Annotated in this window: 20 protein-coding genes; 13 read left to right on the top strand and 7 right to left on the bottom strand. The window is 62.3% G+C overall.

Annotated features, from left to right (window positions below; all coding sequences use genetic code 11):
* Positions 1–74: 74 nt before the first annotated feature.
* The 5 genes from J2J99_RS01205 to J2J99_RS01225 form a co-directional block, all read right to left on the bottom strand.
* The gene (locus J2J99_RS01205; RefSeq protein WP_168295576.1) at positions 75–1,043 is read right to left on the bottom strand and encodes an adenosine deaminase; all 969 of its coding nucleotides are present in this window, start codon (positions 1,041–1,043) and stop codon (positions 75–77) included.
* A complete protein-coding gene (locus J2J99_RS01210) occupies positions 1,040–2,260 on the bottom strand; it encodes a phosphopentomutase (protein WP_168295575.1) in 1,221 nt (406 codons plus the stop codon). Before J2J99_RS01210 ends, J2J99_RS01205 begins: the two co-directional genes overlap by 4 nt.
* Before the next feature lie 109 nt (positions 2,261–2,369).
* On the bottom strand, positions 2,370–2,951 hold the full coding sequence (locus J2J99_RS01215) for a TadE/TadG family type IV pilus assembly protein (protein WP_168295573.1): 582 nt from the start codon (positions 2,949–2,951) through the stop codon (positions 2,370–2,372).
* The gene (locus J2J99_RS01220; protein ID WP_168295571.1) at positions 2,951–3,586 is read right to left on the bottom strand and encodes a TadE/TadG family type IV pilus assembly protein; all 636 of its coding nucleotides are present in this window, start codon (positions 3,584–3,586) and stop codon (positions 2,951–2,953) included. The genes J2J99_RS01215 and J2J99_RS01220 overlap by 1 nt, the downstream gene beginning before the upstream one ends.
* Before the next feature lie 109 nt (positions 3,587–3,695).
* Positions 3,696–4,106 carry a pilus assembly protein N-terminal domain-containing protein gene (locus J2J99_RS01225; RefSeq protein ID WP_168295569.1) on the bottom strand — a complete coding sequence of 137 codons (411 nt, stop codon included), beginning with the start codon at positions 4,104–4,106 and terminating at the stop codon, positions 3,696–3,698.
* Positions 4,107–4,485: 379 nt separating this feature from the next.
* Here J2J99_RS01225 and J2J99_RS01230 point away from each other — a divergent pair, with 379 nt between their 5' ends.
* From J2J99_RS01230 to J2J99_RS01275, 10 genes are all read left to right on the top strand, one after another.
* Positions 4,486–4,671 (top strand): Flp family type IVb pilin, encoded by a 186-nt coding sequence (locus J2J99_RS01230; RefSeq protein WP_004668696.1) that lies wholly within the window; start codon positions 4,486–4,488, stop codon positions 4,669–4,671.
* A 124-nt stretch (positions 4,672–4,795) separates the two neighbouring features.
* Positions 4,796–5,308, top strand: coding sequence for an A24 family peptidase (locus J2J99_RS01235; RefSeq protein WP_168295567.1), 513 nt, complete (start codon positions 4,796–4,798; stop codon positions 5,306–5,308).
* A 110-nt stretch (positions 5,309–5,418) separates the two neighbouring features.
* On the top strand, positions 5,419–6,234 hold the full coding sequence (gene cpaB / locus J2J99_RS01240; RefSeq protein ID WP_168295565.1) for a Flp pilus assembly protein CpaB: 816 nt from the start codon (positions 5,419–5,421) through the stop codon (positions 6,232–6,234).
* Between the two features lie 12 nt (positions 6,235–6,246).
* A complete protein-coding gene (locus tag J2J99_RS01245; protein ID WP_168295563.1) occupies positions 6,247–7,746 on the top strand; it encodes a type II and III secretion system protein family protein in 1,500 nt (499 codons plus the stop codon).
* A complete protein-coding gene (locus J2J99_RS01250; protein WP_168295561.1) occupies positions 7,743–8,501 on the top strand; it encodes a CpaD family pilus assembly protein in 759 nt (252 codons plus the stop codon). Before J2J99_RS01245 ends, J2J99_RS01250 begins: the two co-directional genes overlap by 4 nt.
* A 14-nt stretch (positions 8,502–8,515) precedes the next feature.
* Complete coding sequence (locus J2J99_RS01255) at positions 8,516–9,793, top strand: CpaE/TadZ family protein (protein WP_168295817.1); 1,278 nt, start codon at positions 8,516–8,518, stop codon at positions 9,791–9,793.
* 32 nt (positions 9,794–9,825) lie between these two features.
* On the top strand, positions 9,826–11,298 hold the full coding sequence (locus J2J99_RS01260; RefSeq protein ID WP_168295559.1) for a TadA family conjugal transfer-associated ATPase: 1,473 nt from the start codon (positions 9,826–9,828) through the stop codon (positions 11,296–11,298).
* Positions 11,299–11,302: 4 nt separating this feature from the next.
* Positions 11,303–12,310, top strand: a complete 1,008-nt coding sequence (locus tag J2J99_RS01265; RefSeq protein WP_168295557.1) for a type II secretion system F family protein — start codon at positions 11,303–11,305, stop codon at positions 12,308–12,310.
* A 14-nt stretch (positions 12,311–12,324) separates the two neighbouring features.
* The gene (locus tag J2J99_RS01270; RefSeq protein WP_168295555.1) at positions 12,325–13,311 is read left to right on the top strand and encodes a type II secretion system F family protein; all 987 of its coding nucleotides are present in this window, start codon (positions 12,325–12,327) and stop codon (positions 13,309–13,311) included.
* 122 nt (positions 13,312–13,433) lie between these two features.
* Positions 13,434–14,066 (top strand): LysE family translocator, encoded by a 633-nt coding sequence (locus tag J2J99_RS01275; RefSeq protein ID WP_168295552.1) that lies wholly within the window; start codon positions 13,434–13,436, stop codon positions 14,064–14,066.
* A 390-nt stretch (positions 14,067–14,456) separates the two neighbouring features.
* On the opposite strand, the gene J2J99_RS01280 is transcribed toward J2J99_RS01275, so the two are convergent.
* Positions 14,457–15,293: a tetratricopeptide repeat protein gene (locus J2J99_RS01280; protein WP_168295548.1), complete on the bottom strand. Its 837-nt coding sequence runs from the start codon at positions 15,291–15,293 to the stop codon at positions 14,457–14,459.
* Between the two features lie 142 nt (positions 15,294–15,435).
* Between J2J99_RS01280 and J2J99_RS01285 the strand changes: the two genes are divergently transcribed.
* The 3 genes from J2J99_RS01285 to J2J99_RS01295 all read left to right on the top strand — a co-directional run bounded on the left by J2J99_RS01285 (position 15,436) and on the right by J2J99_RS01295 (position 18,315).
* Positions 15,436–16,827 carry a leucyl aminopeptidase family protein gene (locus tag J2J99_RS01285; RefSeq protein ID WP_168295546.1) on the top strand — a complete coding sequence of 464 codons (1,392 nt, stop codon included), beginning with the start codon at positions 15,436–15,438 and terminating at the stop codon, positions 16,825–16,827.
* A 255-nt stretch (positions 16,828–17,082) separates the two neighbouring features.
* On the top strand, positions 17,083–17,433 hold the full coding sequence (locus J2J99_RS01290; protein ID WP_016735093.1) for a MarR family winged helix-turn-helix transcriptional regulator: 351 nt from the start codon (positions 17,083–17,085) through the stop codon (positions 17,431–17,433).
* A 24-nt stretch (positions 17,434–17,457) separates the two neighbouring features.
* A complete protein-coding gene (locus tag J2J99_RS01295; protein ID WP_168295544.1) occupies positions 17,458–18,315 on the top strand; it encodes a C40 family peptidase in 858 nt (285 codons plus the stop codon).
* Here J2J99_RS01295 and J2J99_RS01300 read toward each other — a convergent pair.
* On the bottom strand, positions 18,294–19,700 hold the full coding sequence (locus J2J99_RS01300) for an amidase (RefSeq protein WP_168295542.1): 1,407 nt from the start codon (positions 19,698–19,700) through the stop codon (positions 18,294–18,296). The genes J2J99_RS01295 and J2J99_RS01300 overlap by 22 nt on opposite strands.
* Positions 19,701–19,716: the final 16 nt, after the last annotated feature.

Raw genomic sequence — 19,716 nt, forward strand, 5'->3', positions numbered from 1 at the left:
GCAAGGGTTGAGCCGAATTTGCGCCGATCTTCCCCAATCTCCGGAGCCTTTCCTGGTGAAGAAAGGCTCCAGCCTTACAGGCGGGTGAGCAGCGCCTTCCGCGTCTCCTCGTCGACGAAGGCTGCTTCGATCGCGGTGCGCGTCATGGCGTCGATCTCCGCATCGCCGAAGCCGAAAGCTTCAGCGGCCAGCGCATATTCCCGCTCGAGCGACGTATGGAAGAAAGGCGGATCATCCGAGCTGATCGTCACCGGCACCCCCGCTTCCTTCAGCCGGCGCAGCGGATGCGAAGCGAAATCGGGAAAGACCCGCAGTGCGATATTGGAGCCGGGGCAGATCTCGAGCACGGTGCCGAGATCGGCAAGCCGCTTCACCAGGTCGAGATCTTCGATGGCGCGCACGCCATGGCCGATGCGCGCGGGGCGAACCGCATCGAGCGCATCGGCGACGCTGAAGGCGCCGCAGACTTCGCCGGCATGGATGGTGAGCCCCAGGCCGGCATCGCGGGCGACGTCGAAGGCGCGGGCATAGTCGGCCACGCGGCCCATGCGCTCTTCGCCGGCCAGGTTGAAGCCTGTGATCAAGGGATTGCCGGCCTTTGCCGCATATTCGGCTGCAGCGATCACGCTCTCGGGGCCGAAATGCCGTTCGCCGGTGACGATCAGCCGGGCCTCGATGCCGCTCTTTTCCTTGGCGCGCCGAATGCCTTCGCAGACACCCGATATATAGGCGTCGGCACCAAGCCCGATGCGTTTGCCGTGATCGGGTGACACAATGAGTTCGCTGTAGATCGCGTTGATGGTGGCGAGTTCATCAAGGTAGGTTTCGGTCAGAAGCGCATAGTCCTCCTCGGTCTTGTAGACCTCTGAAACCGTGTCGTAGCATTCGAGGAAACTTGCGAAATCATGCCAGACATAGGCGCCGTCGCGAAGCGCCCCGCTGATGTCGATGCCGTATTTCCGCGCCTGCGCCTCGGTCAAAGCCGGCGGTGCCGCACCCTCCAGATGGCAGTGCAGCTCGACCTTCTTCAAATGGGATGTCACAGAAAACTCCTTCCATGCGGTCCGGCCGGAATGCCGAGATGACGCGCAATGCTTTCGCCGATATCGGCATAGGTGCGGCGCACTCCGATCGAACGCGACCGGATGCCGGGGCCATAGGCGATGACAGGCACGCGTTCGCGCGTATGGTCTGTGCCGCGCCAGGTCGGATCGCAGCCGTGATCGGCGGTGAGCACGACGAGGTCGCCGGGCTTCAGCTTCTTGTGAACCTCGGGCAGGCGCGCATCGAAGGCTTCGAGGGCTGCGGCATAACCCGGCACATCACGGCGATGGCCGTAATTCATGTCGAAATCGACGAAATTGGTGAAGACGAGATCGCCGTCGTTCGCCGCGTCGATCGCCGACAGCGACGCATCCATTAGCGCCTCGTTGCCTGTCGCCTTGATGACCCTCGATATGCCCTGATGGGCGAAGATATCGCCGATCTTCCCGACGGCATGCACGTGCCGGCCTTGCTGGACGAGCCTGTCGAGCAATGTCGGCTCCGGCGGCAGCACCGAGAAGTCGCGCCGGTTTCCGGTACGCTGGAAGGTGGAAGCCGACTGGCCGATGAAGGGCCTGGCGATGACGCGGCCGATATTGTAGGGATCGAGCAGCCCGCGGGCGATCTGGCAGAAGGTGAGCAGCCGATCAAGGCCGAAATGCGCTTCGTGTGCGGCGACCTGGAAGACTGAATCCGAAGAAGTGTAGCAAATCGGCTTGCCGGTGCGGATATGCTCTTCGCCGAGCCGGGCGATGATTTCAGTTCCTGATGCATGGCAGTTGCCGAGAATGCCGGGCACATCGCCGTCTCTGCACAGGGCCTCTATCAGTTCCGGCGGGAAGGCGTCGCCCTCCGTCGGGAAATAACCCCAGTCGAAATTGACCGGGGTTCCCGCGATCTCCCAATGGCCCGAGGGCGTATCCTTGCCGCGGGAGATTTCGTTGGCGGTCCCATAAACGCCGTAGACCTTCTCAGGCAGAGGCATACCGGCCGGAAACTGACCGGAGGCCGCGTGCGCGATATGCATCAGCCCAAGCTCGGACATATTCGGCAGGCAGAGCGGTCCGCTGCGCAGCCCGGCGCGATCTCCGGCTCCGGCGGCACAGAATTCGGCGATATGGCCGAGCGTATCGGCGCCTTCGTCGCCATAGGCGGCCGCATCCGGCGCGCCGCCAACGCCAAAGGAATCGAGAACGAAAAGAAAGGCACGCGCCATTTTACCCCCGAAAGGACCGATCGCCGACCTCCGGGATCTCGGAAGCGGTTTGCGGCCCAGGCATATAATGCCGCGCCCGGCTTGGCAAATTCGAGATCGGGAAGGGGCGTCAGCAGTCGCCGCAGGGGATCGATTCGCCCTGTCGCTGGCGGTAGAAATAGCTGCGGCTGATGGTGATCGTGCGCATGCCGTCCGGCATGAAATTCGGCGCGAACAGGAACATCGTATAGGGAATGCTGAGCTCGGTGCGGACGAGGAAGCTGTTGGCCGTCTTCATGTCCGCGGGTATGCCGCTGACCGCGGTGTTTTTGGCATAGGGCGCACTCCCGTCCTGCGCCCAGGACCAGAGCACCTTGGCATTGGCACTGGCGTCAACGGTAATCCCGGTGATCTTCAGCGTCAGCGAGGTCGAGTTGTAGGGCACGAAGATCGCGGTTGCGACCGACCGCATCTCCGTGAGTGTGCTCTTCGTGATCGATTGTTGCTGGGTGACAAGATCGGCGATCGAACTGGCGGCACGGGTCGCGCGCTTGGAGACGCTGAGGCCGATCGTGATCTCGAAAGCGCCGATATAGAGCATGACCAGCACGGGGAAGAGGATCGCAAACTCGATCGCGCCGGCTCCCTTGCGCTCCCGGATCAGCCGCCGCGCCGTCAGTGCCAGTCTGGTGAACGGGTTGCGCAATGCCATTATGGATACTGCTCGTTCTGGAAGGCTGCGGTCGCGATAATCAGATATTGCGTTGGCATCGAACCGTCGGAGGGACGGATCGTCGTGATGTAAGGCCGGACCAGATCCGTGATGATTTCCCAGCGATAGTAGGCGCGCACCATGTTGATCGAGCCGGCGGCGCCGGGCGAATATTTGATGGCGGCCGTGTTGAGGTCGGAATATCTGTCGCTCGAGAGCTTGGGGATTGTCGTCGGAATGGCCGAGAAGGTGGCGAAGGTCTGCACATCGAGATAGAGCTTGCTCGGCGTGGCCGCTTCGGTTGCCGAGCAGCTGATCAGGATCGCGATCTCGTCGCAGAAGGCCTGACGGAATTGGGTCTGGGTCATATCCGTCGTACGGCCGAGATTGTAGGTAATCTGCCCGGTCCGCATCCGCCGGCTCATCGTATCGACGGCATTGGAGACGAGTTCTTCGGCGGCGAAGGCTATGAAGGTTTCGAGGATCGCGAAGATCACGACGAAGTAGGGAATGGCAAGCAGAGCGAATTCGATCGCCGCTGCACCGTCGCGCGATCGGGCGGCAGCGCGAAACCGGGAGAAACGGAACGGCGCGAAGGCGCGCTCCCCATCCGTCTTTTGATCAACTACCGTCATTGCCTGGACCCGAGCGACATCTGCATGCCACACTAGGGGCCGTTCGTTGATTTTCCGTTTCAGTCCGATACGACGATTTTAACGACCGGCGAAGATCCCAGCCGGCCGATCAGGGCGACGTGGTACTGTCGGCGGCCTGCTGCGCGTGCTGCTCGCAGTTCGGCGTGCAGGACAGCACCGAGCGCTCTGTCTGCCGGTAGACGCGTACCGTGTTGCCCTCGTCGATCGAGACCAGGATGCGCTCGTCGAGAATGGCGTTGCCGTCGGCGTCCAGCAGAACGAGATTGGTGGTGCCGAAGCTGCGTCCTGTCAGCACGATCGTCTTGGCATCGGCCACGGTCGCATCGGCGACCTTGGCATTGCCCACGATCACCTTGCTGACGGGGCGGTCGAGCTTCAACACGCGCGCGTGATCCATATAGACGCGCAGCATGTCATCGTCTGCGGCCGCGGAAATTCCCGAAACACCGAAAACGGCGATCATGCCGGCAAAGAAAGCGGTTTTGCCGTTCGATGACATTTGGTCCTCTTTCACGATCACAGCGCAACAGGCGCATAGAATGGAAAAAAATGGTGAATGAAGCTTTAAACTCACCATGGTGTTTCGAGGTGGAGCAGGATGATCCGATTTGGCACGCGCTCCGGGCGGTGCACGTCCCAGTTGGGTACGGCGGCTGTGCTATTTTTAGATGAAACCTGTCGTTAACCCAGCAATATCGTTAAATATTGAGAGGATTGAATAAGGTTATACTTACCCTACAGCGGCCTCTTACTGCCTTCACATCCCGTTAACTCTTTTTCTTAAGCCGATGGAAACGCCCATTCACTAGATTGCAGTAATCCGATCAACGGCAACAGTTGGCGGACGTGCTGAACATCAACTGGAGTTAGGAGTAACCATGACCAAGCTTTTTAGCCGTTTTCTGAAGGACGAATCCGGCGCGACCGCAATCGAATACGGCCTGATCGCCGCCCTCATTTCCGTCGCGCTCATCACCGGCGCAACGAGCCTCGGTTCCAAGATCGGCAACACGTTCAACGGCCTGAGCACCAAGATGGACGGCGCCACTTCGGCGGCCAACTAAGCGAGGTGCCGCGAGGCGGCATCTCCCTCTTTCTGGCCGGATCTGCTCTGGCCGGTCTATCGAGCGGGCTCACGCGCTGCACGGCCGTGAGCCTTTTCATATCTTACGATGATCGGGAATATGCATGATCGCAGCTGCAGTCTTTGTCATTCTGCCACTCTGCCTCGCCATGGCGGCCTTCTCGGATCTTCTCACCATGACGATTCCGAACCGCGTTTCCCTGATTCTTATCGGCTCGTTCCTGGTGCTGGCGCCGTTCTCGGGCTTTGGCCTGCAGGCAATCGGCATGCACCTTGCCGCTGGCGCTATCGTGCTTGCCGCCTGTTTCGGGCTTTTTGCCTTCAACGTGATGGGCGGCGGAGACGCCAAGCTATTGAGCGCCACCGCGCTCTGGTTCGGCCTGAACCAGTCGCTTGCCCTGCTGATGGCCGACGTGGCGGCGGTCGGCGGTCTCATCACCTTGCTCATCCTGCTGGTAAGGGCACAGTCGAACACCATCCTCGCGATTGGCCTACCGGTCCCGAACTCGGTGCTGATTGCCAAGAAGATCCCTTACGGCATCGCGATCGCGATCGGCGGCTTCATGGCCTTCCCGTCCTCGCCGATTTTTATCGCCGCGCTGGAAAGCCTGAAATAGCGGCATTTTAAATGCCCGTTAACTTAAAATGTAAGCGTTCCATTAACCATAATTATACCAATTGCTGAGCATTCTGCAGGGCGAACGTATCGTGCCTTGAGGAATGATCGATGAAACCGGCCCGCCTGATTATCTTAGCCGTTGCCCTGGTGGCAGCCGGCCTCGCCGGCTTTCTGGCGATGCAAATGGCCGGCAGTGGCAGTGTCGTCACCCAGGTGCAGTCGGTCATCGAGAAGGAACCCACCGTCAACGTCCTCGTCTCCAGCGGCAACCTGGCGGTCGGCCAACGGCTGGAAGAGGGCTCGGTTCACTGGATGGCCTGGCCGCAGGGCGGCGTTGTCCCAGGCCTCATCACCGAGGCCGACAAGCCGGATGCGATCAAGGACCTGCAGGGCGCCGTCGTGCGCCTGCCAATCTTCGAAGGTGAGCCGATCCGACCGGAAAAGGTTGCCGATTCCAGCAGCCGTATCCTGTCATCGCTGTTGCCGGCCGGCAAACGCGCCGTTGCGACCGAGATCTCCGTGGCAACTGGCGCCGGCGGCTTCATCCTGCCGAACGACCGCGTCGACGTCATCATGGTCCGTAAGGGCACCGAGGCCAACAAGCTCATCACCGAGACGGTGCTGAGCAATGTCCGCGTTCTGGCCATCGACCAGCAGATCCAGGAAAAGGACGATGGTTCGAAGTCGGTTGTGGGAACGACCGCTACGCTCGAGCTTACGCCCGATCAGACCAAGGTTCTCGCCGTCGCTCAACAGATGGCCGACCGGCTGTCGCTCGCCTTGCGCTCGGTCGCCGATGCCCAGGAGCAGGACACCAGCGCCGCCGACTATCTGCTGAGCGGCGACAACGGCAGCGCGATCATTCAGGTCATCAAGTCGGGCTCCATCGTAACGGATGCCGGCGCAGCGCCGAAGCCGGAGTAAAGGGACGTGCAAATGGGCAATTCAACGCGGCGCGCCAAGCTTCTCCTGACAGGCAGCCTTTCGCTTGCAATCAGCGTCACGGGCATGGCGCCGGCCTCTTTCGGGCCGCTTCTCGCCGTTGATGAAGCGCGTGCCGATTCTGGAAACCTTATCCGCATTGCGCAGACCGGCCCCGACGCCCACCGCCGGCTGAAGCTCGGTCTGAACAAGGCCGTCGTCGTCGATCTGCCGGAGGATGCGCATGATATTCTCGTGTCTGATCCAAGCATGGCCGATGCCGTGACCCGGACGTCGCGTCGCATCTATCTGTTCGGCAAGAAGGTTGGACAGACCAATATATTTGTCTTCGGCGCCGGCGGGCAGGAGATCATCAACCTCGATATCGAGATCGAACGCGACGTCTCGGGTCTCGAGGCCAATCTCCGCCGCTTCATTCCCGACTCCAATATCAACGTCGAAATCGTCTCCGACAACATCGTCCTGACCGGCACCGTGCGCACGCCGCAGGACGCCACGCAGGCTGCCGATCTGGCCCAGGTCTTCCTGAAGGGCGGCGAGGCGACAACGCGAACAGAGACGGCGTCCGGCACCGGCGGCGACAGCGCGGTAGCACTGTTTGCCGAAGGCCGGCAGACGTCCCAGGTCGTCAATCTGCTGAAGATCGAAGGCGAGGACCAGGTTACCCTCAAGGTAACGATCGCCGAGGTCCGTCGTGAGGTCCTGAAGCAGCTCGGCTTCGACAACCTGATATCCAATTCCTCCGGCATGACTGTTGCCCAGCTCGGCACTCCGAGCGCCGACAGCGCGACGGCGACGGTTGGCGGCGGCCTGGCGGCTCTCTTCAAGAGCTCGATCGGCAAATACGATATCTCCACCTATCTCAACGCATTGGAACAGGCCAAGGTCGTCAGGACCCTGGCCGAGCCGACATTGACGGCGATCTCGGGCCAGGCAGCGACCTTCAATTCCGGTGGTCAGCAGCTCTATTCGACGACCGACAATGACGGCAACGTCACGGTCGTACCGTTCAATTACGGTATCAACCTTGCCTTCAAGCCGGTCGTGCTGTCGTCGGGCCGCATCAGCCTGGAGATCAAGACGAACGTCTCCGAGCCGGTCGCCGGCAGCGGCAACGCCACCTATCAGCGCCGTTCGGCAGAGACCTCGGTGGAACTGCCCTCGGGCGGCTCGATCGCGCTCGCCGGCCTCATCCGCGACAATGTTTCCCAGACGATGGGGGGGACGCCCGGCGTCTCGAAGATCCCGCTGCTCGGAACGCTGTTTCGCCAGAAGGGCTTCGAGCGTCAGGAAACCGAGCTCGTCATCATCGCGACGCCCTATCTGGTGCGTCCGGTGGCGCGCAATCAGCTCAATCGGCCGGATGACAATTTCAGCCCCGAGAACGACGGTGCGACCTTCTTCCTCAACCGTGTCAACAAGGTTTATGGCCGCCGCGAGGCACCCGTCGCGGATGCTCAGTTCCACGGCTCGATCGGGTTTATCTACAAATGAGCGGAGGGGCATCGGCAGCAATGGCACAGAACAGAGATCAGGCGATGGCCTCCATGAATTCGTCGACACGCCGGCCTAAAATCTCCAGGGCGGTTTTCGTCACGGCCGCCGTTTCGATGGCGATCCTTTCCGGATGCGCCGGCCCGCACGACCAGCTGACAACCGGCGGCATTCCGGATGATTACCGTGCCCGCCACCCGATCATCGTCACCGAGGCCGAGCAGACGGTGGATATTCCAGTGGCCTCCACCGATCGGCGCCTGACCATCGCCCAGCGCGATCTCATTCGCGGCTTTGCTGCAAACTATATCTCCCGCGCCTCCGGCCCGGTCTATGTATTGTCGCCGGAAGGCTCGCCGAACTCGGCGGCGGCCCATCAGCTGCGCAATCAGGTTCGGGCGGAATTGGCGTCGAGAGGGATCGCCAGCTCGAAAATCATCAATACCTCCTATGCCGCTGCCGGCGCTGGCGATGCGGCGCCGATCCGCCTGAGCTTCACCGGCACGACCGCGATCACCACGCAGTGCGGTCAGTGGCCGAAGGATATCTCGAACGATTTCGCCAACCAGAATTACTATAATTTCGGCTGCGCCACGCAGAACAACCTCGCCGCCCAGATCGCCAATCCGGAGGATCTGGTGGCGCCTCGCGGAATGACGCCGATCGACGCGCAGCGGCGCAACAACGCGATCCAGGAATACCGAACGACGACATCGACGATCGAGGATGTCGCCGGCAGCGACAGCAGCTTCTGAGGCGAGACGGGATGATGAGCGCCATCGAATACGAGATCAAGAATCCCAGCGAGCTTCGTCATGCCGAAGAGGCGGTACGCATGGCGGATCTGGAAACCATGCGGCCGCTGCCGCGCATCTCGGTCCACGCCTTCTGCGAGAGCGAGACCCTGCAGCATGTCATGGAACGTTGCGCCAATGACCGGCGCATGGCGAAGGTGAGCCTGCGCATCACCAGCGGCGGTATCGCCGCTGCCGCCAATATGTTTTCCGGCGCGCCGACGCCGAACCTCATCATCCTCGAGACCAAGGCGAATGTCGGAAGCCTGCTTGCCGAACTCGCTCCGCTCGCCGCCGTCTGCGATCCGACGACCAAGGTCGTCATCGTCGGCTACTACAACGATATCGGACTGTATCGCGAGCTGATCCGCAACGGCATTTCCGAATATATGGTCCAGCCCGTCGCCATGCCCGATATTCTTGCGGCGATGGCCTCGATCTTCGTCGATCCGGAAGCTGAGCCCCTCGGCCGCAGCATCGCCTTCATCGGCTCGAAGGGCGGCACCGGCGCTTCGACCATCGCCCATAATTGCGCTTTCGGCATTTCCAATCTCTTCTCCACCGAGACGATCCTCGCCGACCTCGACCTGCCCTATGGCACGGCGAATATCGACTTCGACCAGGATCCGGCCCAGGGCATCGCCGAAGCGGTCTTCGCGCCCGACCGACTCGACGAGGTCTTTCTCGACCGCCTGCTGACGAAGTGTTCCGAGCATCTGTCGCTGCTCGCAGCCCCCTCGCTGCTCGACCGCGCCTATGATTTCGACGGCCAGGCTTTCCAGCCGGTGCTCGACGTCCTGCAGCGCAGCGCCCCGGTCACCGTGCTCGATGTTCCGCATGCATGGTCGGAATGGACCCGCTCGGTGCTGGCGAGCGTCGACGAGGTGGTCATCGCGGCGGTTCCCGATCTTGCCAACCTGCGGAACACCAAAAACTTGCTGGATGCGCTGCGCAAGATGCGGCCGAATGACAAGCCGCCGCATCTCATCCTCAATCAGGTCGGCATGCCGAAACGTCCCGAGATCTCGCCGTCGGATTTCTGTGAGCCGCTGGAGATCGATCCGATCGCGATCATCCCCTTCGACATCAATCTCTTCGGCAACGCCGCCAACAGCGGCCGGATGATCTCGGAAGTCGATCCCCGGTCGCCGACGGCTGAAACCTTTTCGCAGATATCGCACATCGTCACCGGCCGGGTCGCGATCAGGAAGGCGAAGAAGGGCGGCCTGCTGGGCCTTCTGAAGCGAAAATAGACGACTAGAACGAGCAGATTGGATCAAGCAGCATGTTTGGAAAACGCGGAAACGAAGGTTTCGGAAAGGCTGGAGGCGCGATCGCTCCCCCGCCGCCGGCCGCGCCCGCGCCCGTGGCTTCCTCTCCTTCCATTCTGGTCGAACCCGCGCGCGAGAACCAGCGCCAGCAGGTGACGCCGCCGCCGATGCAGGCGCCGCCGCGCAAGCGGCCGGTCCGCACCGACGAATATTACGACACCAAACAGCAGGTCTTTTCTGCGCTGATCGACACGATCGATCTCTCGCAGCTTTCCAAGCTCGATGGCGAAAGCGCGCGCGAGGAAATCCGCGACATCGTCAACGACATCATCACCATCAAGAATTTCGCGATGTCGATCTCCGAGCAGGAGGAACTGCTCGAAGATATCTGCAATGACGTTTTGGGCTACGGTCCGCTCGAGCCCTTGCTGGCGCGCGACGACATCGCCGACATCATGGTCAACGGCGCCGGCCAGACCTTCATCGAAGTCGGCGGCAAGACCATCGAATCGGAAATCCGGTTTCGCGACAACGCCCAGCTTCTTTCCATCTGCCAGCGCATTGTCAGCCAGGTCGGCCGCCGCGTCGATGAATCGAGCCCGATCTGCGATGCGCGCCTGCCCGATGGTTCGCGCGTCAACGTCATCGCGCCGCCGCTGTCGATCGATGGGCCGGCGCTCACCATCCGCAAGTTCAAAAAGGACAAGCTGACGCTCGATCAGCTCGTCCGTTTCGGCGCGATCACGCCGGAAGGCGCGACCGTGCTGCAGATCATCGGGCGGGTGCGCTGCAACGTCATCATTTCAGGTGGCACGGGCTCGGGTAAAACGACCCTCCTGAACTGCCTGACCAATTATATCGACCGCGATGAACGCGTCATCACCTGCGAGGACACGGCCGAACTGCAGCTGCAGCAGCCGCATGTCGTGCGTCTGGAAACGCGTCCGCCGAATATCGAAGGCGAGGGCGAGATCACCATGCGCGATCTCGTCAAGAATTGCCTGCGTATGCGTCCCGAGCGCATCATCGTTGGCGAAGTGCGCGGACCCGAGGTTTTCGACCTGCTGCAGGCGATGAACACCGGTCACGACGGCTCGATGGGCACGATCCACGCCAACACCCCGCGCGAATGCCTGAGCCGTATCGAATCGATGATCGCCATGGGTGGCTTCACGCTGCCGGCAAAGACGGTGCGCGAGATCATCTCCACCTCGGTTGACGTCATCATCCAGGCGGCGCGCCTGCGCGACGGTTCGCGCCGCATCACTCAGATCACCGAGGTGATCGGCATGGAAGGCGATGTCATCATCACCCAGGATCTGATGCGCTACGAGATCGAAGGCGAAGACGCCGGCGGTCGACTGATCGGCCGGCACATGTCGACCGGCGTCGGCAAACCGCATTTCTGGGATCGGGCTCGCTATTTCAACGAGGAAAAGCGCTTGGCTGCCGCCCTCGACGCGATGGAAGCGAAAACCAAGGATTAGGCTGATGTTCGCGTTCGATCCGATAGTCTTGGCAATCGTCGTCCTCGCCGCAGTTTCCGCGGCGGCGGTCGCCTATGCCCTGATGTTTTCCCGGATCGAGGCCGACAAGAAATCGGCAAGCCGCATCAATCGCGTGAAATCGGCAGAGGTCGACCGGGTTAAGGTCAAGGCCGCCCGCGATCGCGTGCAGGAAATGTCGAAGCGGCGCAAATCGGTGCAGGACAATCTGAAGGACCTCGAAAAGCGCCAGAACGAAAAGACCAGGAAGACCCTGTCGACCAAATCGCGTTTGGTGCAGGCCGGCCTGACGGCCAGCTTGTCGCAGTTCTATCTCTTCAGCGCTATCTTCGCCTCGGTTCTGGTGCTTGTGGCTTTCGTCCTCGGCGCATCCCTGCTGGTCATGGCCGGTGTCGCCGTCGTCGCCGGTCTGGGCCTGCCGCGCTGGGTTCTCGGCTTCCTGATCAAACGCCGCCAGAACAAATTCCTCAACGAGCTGCCCAATGCGCTCGACGTCATCACCCGCTCGATCAAATCAGGCCTGCCGCTCAACGATGCGATCCGCCTGATCGGTACTGAAGGCACCGAGCCGGTCAAGAGTGAGTTCCGGCGGGTCATCGAGGCGCAGCAGGTGGGCCTCAGCATTCCCGACGCTTGCGCCCGCATGACGCTCCACATGCCGCTCCAGGAAGTCAACTTCTTCGCAATCGTCATCGCCATCCAGTCGCAGGCGGGCGGCAATCTGTCGGAAGCGATTGGTAACCTCTCCAAGGTGCTGCGCGAGCGCCGGAAGATGAAGGCCAAGGTGTCGGCGCTGTCGATGGAAGCCAAGGCGTCGGCCGTCATCATCGGCGCGCTGCCTTTCATCGTCGCGACCCTCGTTTACCTCACCTCGCCGAACTACATGATGATCCTTTTTACCGATCCGCGCGGCCATTTCATCATGGGTGTCTCGGCGATCTGGATGTCGATCGGCATCTTCGTCATGCGCAACATGGTCAATTTTGATATCTAGCGGAAGGAAGCACCATGTCGCAGGACCTCGCCGCAACGCTGACCAACCCGGGCATGCTGATCGCCGTCTTCGTCGCGATCGCCGTCTTCGCCACTTTCTATACGATCGCCATCCCGTTTTTCGAGCGCGGTGATCTCACCAAGCGCATGAAGGCCGTTTCGACCGAGCGCGAGCAGATCCGCGCCCGCGAACGCGCCCGCATGAATGCCGACCCGGGCGCCGGCAAGGCGTCGCTCCGCAGCCAGAACAACCGCTCGGTCCGCCAGATTGTCGAGCGGTTCAACCTGCGTCAGGCGCTCGTCGACGAAAATACGGTCAACAAGCTGCGTGCCGCCGGTTTCCGCTCGGAGAATGCGCTGAATACCTTCCTCGTCGCGCGCTTCCTGCTGCCCTTCCTCTTCCTGGCGCTTGCCGCCCTCTGGGTCTTCGGCCTCGGAAACCTCGCCGAAAGGGGCATGCCCATCCGCCTCTTTGCCGTCATCGGCATCGGTTATGTCGGTTTCTACGCGCCCAACATCTATATCTCCAACCGCATGGGCAAGCGTCAGCATTCGATCAAGCGCGCCTGGCCGGATGCGCTGGACCTGATGCTGATCTGCGTCGAATCCGGCATTTCGATCGAGGCGGCGATGCGCCGCGTGTCGGAGGAGCTTGGCGAGCAGTCGCCGCCGCTTGCCGAGGAGATGGTCCTGACGACGGCAGAGCTCTCCTTCCTGCCGGATCGCCGGGTGGCGCTCGAAAACCTTGCCACACGCACGCAGATCGAATTGGTGCGTTCGGTGACCCAGGCGCTGATCCAGGCCGATCGCTACGGCACGCCGGTTGCCCAGGCGCTGCGCGTTCTCGCTCAGGAAGGGCGCGACGAGCGCATGAACGAAGCGGAAAAGAAGGCGGCCGCCCTGCCGCCGAAACTGACGGTGCCGATGATCCTGTTCTTCCTGCCCGTGCTGATTGCAGTTATCCTCGGTCCGGCCGGCATCCAGGTGGCGGACAAGTTCTGACGGTTTCCAAGCCGTCAAATCTTACGTGACCGGCGCGGGAACCGCTGGTAAAAGAGATCGGCGGCCATCGGGCGCCCGCGTGTACCTGCCCTGGCGCTCGCACATTCCCGGAGAAAGCTTCGATGTCTTCGATTGGAATTTTCATCAGCATCATGGCGGCTCTGGCCGTCGGCGCGGTAAGCCCCGGCCCGAGCTTCGTCGTCGTCTCGAGGATCGCCATTTCGCGGTCGCGTTTCGATGGCCTTGCGGCCGCGCTCGGCATGGGTGCCGGCGGCGTCGTTTTTGCGGCGCTGGCACTCGCCGGGCTGACGGCGCTGCTGTCGCAGTTTGAATGGCTCTATCTGCTGCTCAAGGTCGCGGGAGGGGCCTATCTCCTCTATATCGCCGTCAATATCTGGAGAGGTGCTGCGCAGCCGCTCGCGGTGTCCGACACCGTCAATGGCCGCCGCGCGCCGACGCGCAGCTTCATGACGGCCCTGCTGACCCAGCTCAGCAACCCGAAGACGATCATCGTCTATGCCAGCCTGTTTGCCGCGCTTCTTCCGAGGACGGTCCCGCTCGACCTGATCGTTGCCTTGCCGCTCGGTGTCTTCGCGGTGGAAGCGGGATGGTATTCGATCGTGGCGCTCGCCTTTTCCGCTCGCCGTCCGCGGCGCTTCTATCTGGCTGCCAAGAGCTGGATTGACCGGGCCGCCGGCGCCGTCATGGGCGGCCTCGGTCTCCGTCTCATTCTTTCGGGCCTGAGCGCCCGTTAGAGCCTTTCCTGGTTAGATTGAAGCATTCTGCCGGAGCAGGTTTTCGTCAGGGCAAAGGCGATTGGCGATGTTCATACCCCAAGATACGTCCGACCGATCGCCTCTGGTCCTGGCTAGAGATGCCCGGCCCACCGGCCGCACCGCTTCGCCGTGGCTAAGCGATAAGTGCGTCCGGCGATTCTGGAGTCTTGCAGATTTGCCGAGCAAATCTGCGGGAGGGTTGGCTGAAACGGGCCGGCTGATCGACCGGCCGGCTTGGCCGTGGGGCTGGGCTACGACGCGCGCCGGTCGGTCGACCATCCGACTCCGCTTGAGCCAACAGAATGCTTCAATCTAACCAGGAAAGGCTCTAAATCATCACCCGGAGATCCGCCCTTGGGTTGACGCCCGTCAGTTGGTATTGCTGTCGCCCGCTGCTGCCGGCGCCTTGTCCTTGGCGGCGAGTTTCTGCCAGGAATTCTGCTGTGACAGCATGCCTCTGAGATAGGCGACATTGGCATCGGCCTGCTGCGGCGAAAGCTCGCGCCGCGCGATCTGCTCGGCTTCCGCAAAACGTCCCTGCAGGCCGACGACGAGCGCCAAGTTCTGCCTGACGCGGCTGTCGGCGTTTGGTTGGCCGGCGGCGGAGCGCAGATAGGTTTCGGCCGTACGCAGATCGCCGGTCAGCACGTAGGACATTCCGAGATTGGACAGGATGGACGGTTCGTTCGGCTGGATATCGAGCGCGTCGCGGTAGCGCTGCCTGGCCTCGCTTGCCCGGCCCATCTGATCAAGGATCGCGCCTTGGGCCGAGACCAGCTTCCAATCCGGTCGATCCGGCGTCTGCGCCCGGCTGATCGTGTCGAGCGCTTGCTGGAACTGCCCGGCGGCCGCTTGTGCCTTGCCATAGGCTGCCAGCACGTTTCGGTCGCCCGGATTGGCGATCGCCACCTGCTGCATGACGGCGAGGGCTTGGGCGTCGCGGCCGTTCATGCGCAGCAGATTGGCATAGCTGACGCCGGTAACGGGATCACGCGGGTTCTTTTCATAGGCCTGGCCGAGCCGGTCCGTTGCCGAGCGCAGTTCGGTCGCGTCCATCTCTTCGACCGGCTTGGTAAGTTTCGGCACCGAGCCTGTCGTCATCCGGTCCCTGGTCGTCGAGCAGCCGGCCAGCGCGAGGATGATCAGCGACGCTGCGACGCCCTGCAGGAAGCGATTGGTAGATATGGTCGTGAGCGAGGCAGGCATGACGCGTTCCTGATTCCGAAATCGGCGCCTCACCTGGAACGCGGAACAGGGAAAGGTTTGACGCAATCTTCGCTCCAGCAATAGTCTGTTAACCCTAACAGACCGTTAAGGAGTGATTCCTGACGACCGCCGAAGGACAAACATGGCCCCCTATCAGTTCATCGAAAGACCGACCCCCTTCAGCACGAAGGGCGGTTCGACGCTGCCGATCTTCGCTGTCACGCCCGCCCATATCGAGACCGGCACGATCGATCCGATCGCGCTCGACTGGGCGAAAAAGGCAGGTTACAAGGCCGAGAGCGGTTCGCTGCTGCTGATCCCGACCGCCGAGGGCCATCTTGGTGGCGCGCTTTTCGGCCTCGGCACCAATCCATCCGAACAGCCCTATATCACCGGTAGGCTCGCGCGTGCGCTGCCGGCCGGCGACTGGCACATCGAGACCGCGCCGCTGACGGCAAATCGCCTGGCACTCGGCTTCGGGCTCGGCAGCTACCGTTTCGACCGTTACAAATCTGAAAAATCTGCCGGCGCGACAATGCTCATTCCGACCGATGCCGACGGCGCCGACATCAAGCGCCAGCTTGCCGGCGTCTTTCTCGCCCGCGATCTCATCAACACGCCGACGAACGACATGGGACCGAACCAGCTCGAGGCAGCATTCCGCGGCCTGGCCCAGCACTACAAGGCGGAACTATCGGTTATCACGGGTGACGAACTGCTTGAGCAAAACTTCCCGCTCGTCCATACCGTCGGCCGCGCCAGCGCCGACGCGCCGCGCCTTCTCGAACTGCGCTGGGGCAAGAAGGGCCATCGCAAGGTGACGCTCGTCGGCAAGGGGGTCTGCTTCGATACCGGTGGCCTCGACATCAAACCTGCTGCCTCGATGCTGCTGATGAAAAAGGACATGGGCGGCGCCGCCAATGTCATGGGCCTCGCCCTGATGATCATGGATGCCAAGCTGAAGGTCGATCTGCGTGTCATCGTCCCTGTCGTCGAAAACGCAATCTCCTCCAACGCCTTCCGCCCCGGCGACATCTATCGCAGTCGCAAGGGCCTCACCGTCCAGATCGACAATACCGACGCCGAAGGCCGTCTGATCCTTGCCGATGCGCTGGCCTATGCCGACGAGGAGGAACCCGAGCTCCTGATCGACATGGCGACGCTGACCGGTGCCGCTCGCGTTGCGCTGGGCCCGGATCTTCCGCCCTTCTTCACCGACGACGCCAATCTGGCGCATGACCTGACCGAAGCGAGCCTGGAAACGGACGATCCGATCTGGCGTCTGCCGCTCTATCCCGGCTATGAAAAGGACATCCGCGCCAAATTCGCCGATCTCACCAACGCGCCGGCTGGCGGCATGGCAGGGGCGATCACCGCCGCGCTCTTCCTCAAACGTTTCGTCAGCAAGGCGAAGAGCTGGGCGCATTTCGACATTTACGGCTGGGCCCAGTCGGAGCGGCCGCATTCGCCGGGCGGCGGCGAAGCACAGGCGATCCGCGCGCTCTTCCATCATATCCGCACGGGCCTGCGCTAGTGCCGAAAAGTGTGAGCGGTTTTCGGGCGACATCATGCTCCGACCTTTAATTGAGAACAGGATTCAGTTTTTAGGCCGATCGGGCCTGAAATCATCCTGTTCTAAGGGGCTGCCCGAAACTGCCCCGGCGTTGGGGCGGAGGGCGATCGTTAAAATTTTATTCACCCTGCCGGACGGCAATTGCCGGCGGCCCTTGCATGTCCATGGCAACTGCCGGAAAATGAAACGCTAGCGTAACGATTTTCCGGAGGGGCCGTGCCGATCGAACTGACCGCCTCGCAGGCGCTGGGGCTCTGGCATGGCGTGGCGCTCGATCAGGTGCGTCTTGACGATCGCGATTTGACGTTGCGCCAGATGGCGATCCTGCTGCATATTTACTTGGTGCCGCCGCCCCACACCGTGCGCGGGCTTGCCGCCACGCTCGGTGTCACCAAGCCGGTCATTACCCGCGCGCTGGACACGATGGGCGAGATGGGCCTGGTCGATCGCGTGCGCGACGATGCCGATCGGCGCAACGTCATCATCAAGCGTACCGTGGGCGGCGCGCTTTACCTGGAAAAGCTCGGCGATCTCGTTCGTGATCAGGGTCGCCGTCTGCCGATCTGAACGGACGATCTGAAAGGAATGGGAATGACGATGTTCGACCGCCGCCTGCATGCCTACAGGTCCGATCTCGCGGAAGCAGCACTCGAAGGCAAGGTGGAGGCGTCGCGCTTCGTGGAAGGCACCCCGGCGCGTGTCGCCGTTCCCGTCATTGGCTTGCGCCCTGCGCCGGAATTGGCGCGCGGCATCGATACGGAACTGCTCCTTGGCGAGCAGGTGACGGTTTTCGATCGCGCCGACGGCTGGTGCTGGGTGAAAGCCGCTTCGGATGGTTATGTCGGTTATGTCGCCGCAGACGCGCTTTCGCAAATTGACCCGGTACCGACCCATATCGTCACCGTGCCGCGAACCTTGCTCTACCCGGAGCCCGAACTGCGCAAACCGCACCTGACGACGCTTTCGATGGGAAGCCGCGTTCACGTTGCCAACGAGGCTGAAGTGCGAGGCAATCATTACGTCGTGCTCGAGGATGGAACCGCGATCTTCGCCACGCACGTCCAGCCGATCGGCGCCCTCGACGGTGCCGATTACGTCGAGATCGCCGGCCGATTCCTGGAAACGCCCTATCTCTGGGGCGGACGCTCCGGTCTCGGCATCGATTGCTCCGGCCTCGTGCAGCTTGCGATGCTGATGACCGGACGACAGGCGCCGCGTGATACCGACATGCAGGCAGCCGGCGTCGGCGAAGCGATCGACCGTTCTGAAATCCGTCGCGGTGACCTGGTGTTCTGGAAGGGCCATGTGGCGATTTTCGAGGATCCGCAGACCATCCTTCATGCCAATGGTCACAGCATGACGGTGGCGCGTGAGAATTTCGAGTCCGCCGTCGCGCGCATCGGCTCGCTCTACCAGCAGCCGACCGGCTATCGCCGCCCGTTCAAGTGACCAGTGGCCCGCGGCCAGGCACTCACGCCGCCCGTCCAATCTTCGAAGGCTTTCGACAGTCTGAGGACCCGCATGTCGTCGAAGCGTGGCCCGACGATTTGCAGCCCGATCGGCATGCCCGACCGGGAGAAGCCGCAATTGATCGAGGCGGCCGGCTGTTCCGACATGTTCCACGGCACGGTGAAGGCGATATGTTCGAACGGCCTTGCCGGATCGTTGGTCGGCGATGCCCATTCGGCCGGATAGGAAATGATCGGGTTGGTCGGCGAAAGCAGCGCATCGATCGTCGTGAACAACCGTCCGCAACTCCTGCGCATTTCGATCGTCTGGTTGAAGCCTCTCACCGCATCGACGCCGCTGACGTCGGCGCCGACCTTCGCCCAATCGCCTATATAGGGGAGGATACTGTCGCGCCGCTTCTCGTCCAGGTCTGCGATTTCGCTCCAGAGGCGGGCGCGCCAGAAGCTGTCGAGCCCGTCAAGCATGGCGCGCGTCAGCACCGGCTGGACGGATATGATGGTGGCGCCGGCCTTCTCGAAAGCTTTTGCCGCTGTTTCGACCGCACCCGTGATTTCGTCATCCACAGCAAGCCCGCAGCCGGCATCGAGCATCAGCCCGATCGTCATGCCTGACATGTCGATATCGAGATCCATCCAGTTGAAATCGTTCGGCGGCAGGCTGGTGCCGTCGCGCCAGTCCGGGCGCGACAGCGTCGCCATGGAAAAGGCCGCATCCTCGACCCTGCGTGTCATCGGGCCGAGGCAGCGCCCGACATAATAGGGATCGGCCGGGATGCGCCCGTGGCTCGGCTTGAAGCCGAAGATGCCGGTCCAGCCGGCGGGCAGGCGCACCGAGCCGCCGATATCCGTGCCGATATGCAGCGGCCCGTAGCCGGCCGCCGCCGCGGCGGCAGCCCCGGCGCTCGATCCGCCGGGATTCTGCGTGATGTTCCAGGGATTGCGGCTGAGAGCATGGAAGCTCGAAAGGCCGGAGGAAAGCATGCCGTAATCGGGGCAGGTGGTCTTGGCGAAGATCACCGCGCCATCCTCGCGCAGCCGGGCGGCAGCCGGCGCATCGGCTTCCGCCGGTTTCGGCTCCACCGCCTTGGTGCCGTACGGCACCGGCTGGCCCTTCGTGGCGATCAATTCCTTCAGCGTCACCGGAATGCCGTCGAGCGGGCCGAGCGGCCGTCCCTTTGCCCAGCGCGCCGTCGATGCTTTCGCCTGCGCCCGCGCCGCTTCCGGATCGTAGAGATAGAGCGCTGAAATCGACGGCTCCCAGGCAGCGATATGGTCTTCCAGGGCGAGCCAGTAGTCGAGCGGCGAAAGGCTTTTATCGGCGAAGCGCCGTCTGAGCGCGCGGATGGTCAGATTGGTGTCGCTCATCGCCTCGGTCTCCGGC

Source organism: Rhizobium binae, from assembly GCF_017357225.1.
Taxonomy (GTDB): Bacteria; Pseudomonadota; Alphaproteobacteria; order Rhizobiales; family Rhizobiaceae; genus Rhizobium; species Rhizobium binae.

What these genes read in the sequence shown, in the direction of transcription:
- J2J99_RS01275 (WP_168295552.1), top strand. Translation starts at nt 13,434, where the DNA reads ATGTCTTCGATTGGAATTTTCATCAGCATCATGGCGGCTCTGGCCGTC.
- J2J99_RS01260 (WP_168295559.1), top strand. Translation starts at nt 9,826, where the DNA reads ATGTTTGGAAAACGCGGAAACGAAGGTTTCGGAAAGGCTGGAGGCGCG.
- J2J99_RS01250 (WP_168295561.1), top strand. Translation starts at nt 7,743, where the DNA reads ATGAGCGGAGGGGCATCGGCAGCAATGGCACAGAACAGAGATCAGGCG.
- J2J99_RS01255 (WP_168295817.1), top strand. Translation starts at nt 8,516, where the DNA reads ATGAGCGCCATCGAATACGAGATCAAGAATCCCAGCGAGCTTCGTCAT.
- J2J99_RS01210 (WP_168295575.1), bottom strand. Translation starts at nt 2,260, where the DNA reads ATGGCGCGTGCCTTTCTTTTCGTTCTCGATTCCTTTGGCGTTGGCGGC.
- J2J99_RS01300 (WP_168295542.1), bottom strand. Translation starts at nt 19,700, where the DNA reads ATGAGCGACACCAATCTGACCATCCGCGCGCTCAGACGGCGCTTCGCC.
- J2J99_RS01245 (WP_168295563.1), top strand. Translation starts at nt 6,247, where the DNA reads ATGGGCAATTCAACGCGGCGCGCCAAGCTTCTCCTGACAGGCAGCCTT.
- J2J99_RS01235 (WP_168295567.1), top strand. Translation starts at nt 4,796, where the DNA reads ATGATCGCAGCTGCAGTCTTTGTCATTCTGCCACTCTGCCTCGCCATG.
- J2J99_RS01225 (WP_168295569.1), bottom strand. Translation starts at nt 4,106, where the DNA reads ATGTCATCGAACGGCAAAACCGCTTTCTTTGCCGGCATGATCGCCGTT.
- J2J99_RS01285 (WP_168295546.1), top strand. Translation starts at nt 15,436, where the DNA reads ATGGCCCCCTATCAGTTCATCGAAAGACCGACCCCCTTCAGCACGAAG.
- J2J99_RS01230 (WP_004668696.1), top strand. Translation starts at nt 4,486, where the DNA reads ATGACCAAGCTTTTTAGCCGTTTTCTGAAGGACGAATCCGGCGCGACC.
- J2J99_RS01270 (WP_168295555.1), top strand. Translation starts at nt 12,325, where the DNA reads ATGTCGCAGGACCTCGCCGCAACGCTGACCAACCCGGGCATGCTGATC.
- J2J99_RS01215 (WP_168295573.1), bottom strand. Translation starts at nt 2,951, where the DNA reads ATGGCATTGCGCAACCCGTTCACCAGACTGGCACTGACGGCGCGGCGG.
- cpaB (WP_168295565.1), top strand. Translation starts at nt 5,419, where the DNA reads ATGAAACCGGCCCGCCTGATTATCTTAGCCGTTGCCCTGGTGGCAGCC.
- J2J99_RS01295 (WP_168295544.1), top strand. Translation starts at nt 17,458, where the DNA reads ATGACGATGTTCGACCGCCGCCTGCATGCCTACAGGTCCGATCTCGCG.
- J2J99_RS01220 (WP_168295571.1), bottom strand. Translation starts at nt 3,586, where the DNA reads ATGACGGTAGTTGATCAAAAGACGGATGGGGAGCGCGCCTTCGCGCCG.
- J2J99_RS01265 (WP_168295557.1), top strand. Translation starts at nt 11,303, where the DNA reads ATGTTCGCGTTCGATCCGATAGTCTTGGCAATCGTCGTCCTCGCCGCA.
- J2J99_RS01280 (WP_168295548.1), bottom strand. Translation starts at nt 15,293, where the DNA reads ATGCCTGCCTCGCTCACGACCATATCTACCAATCGCTTCCTGCAGGGC.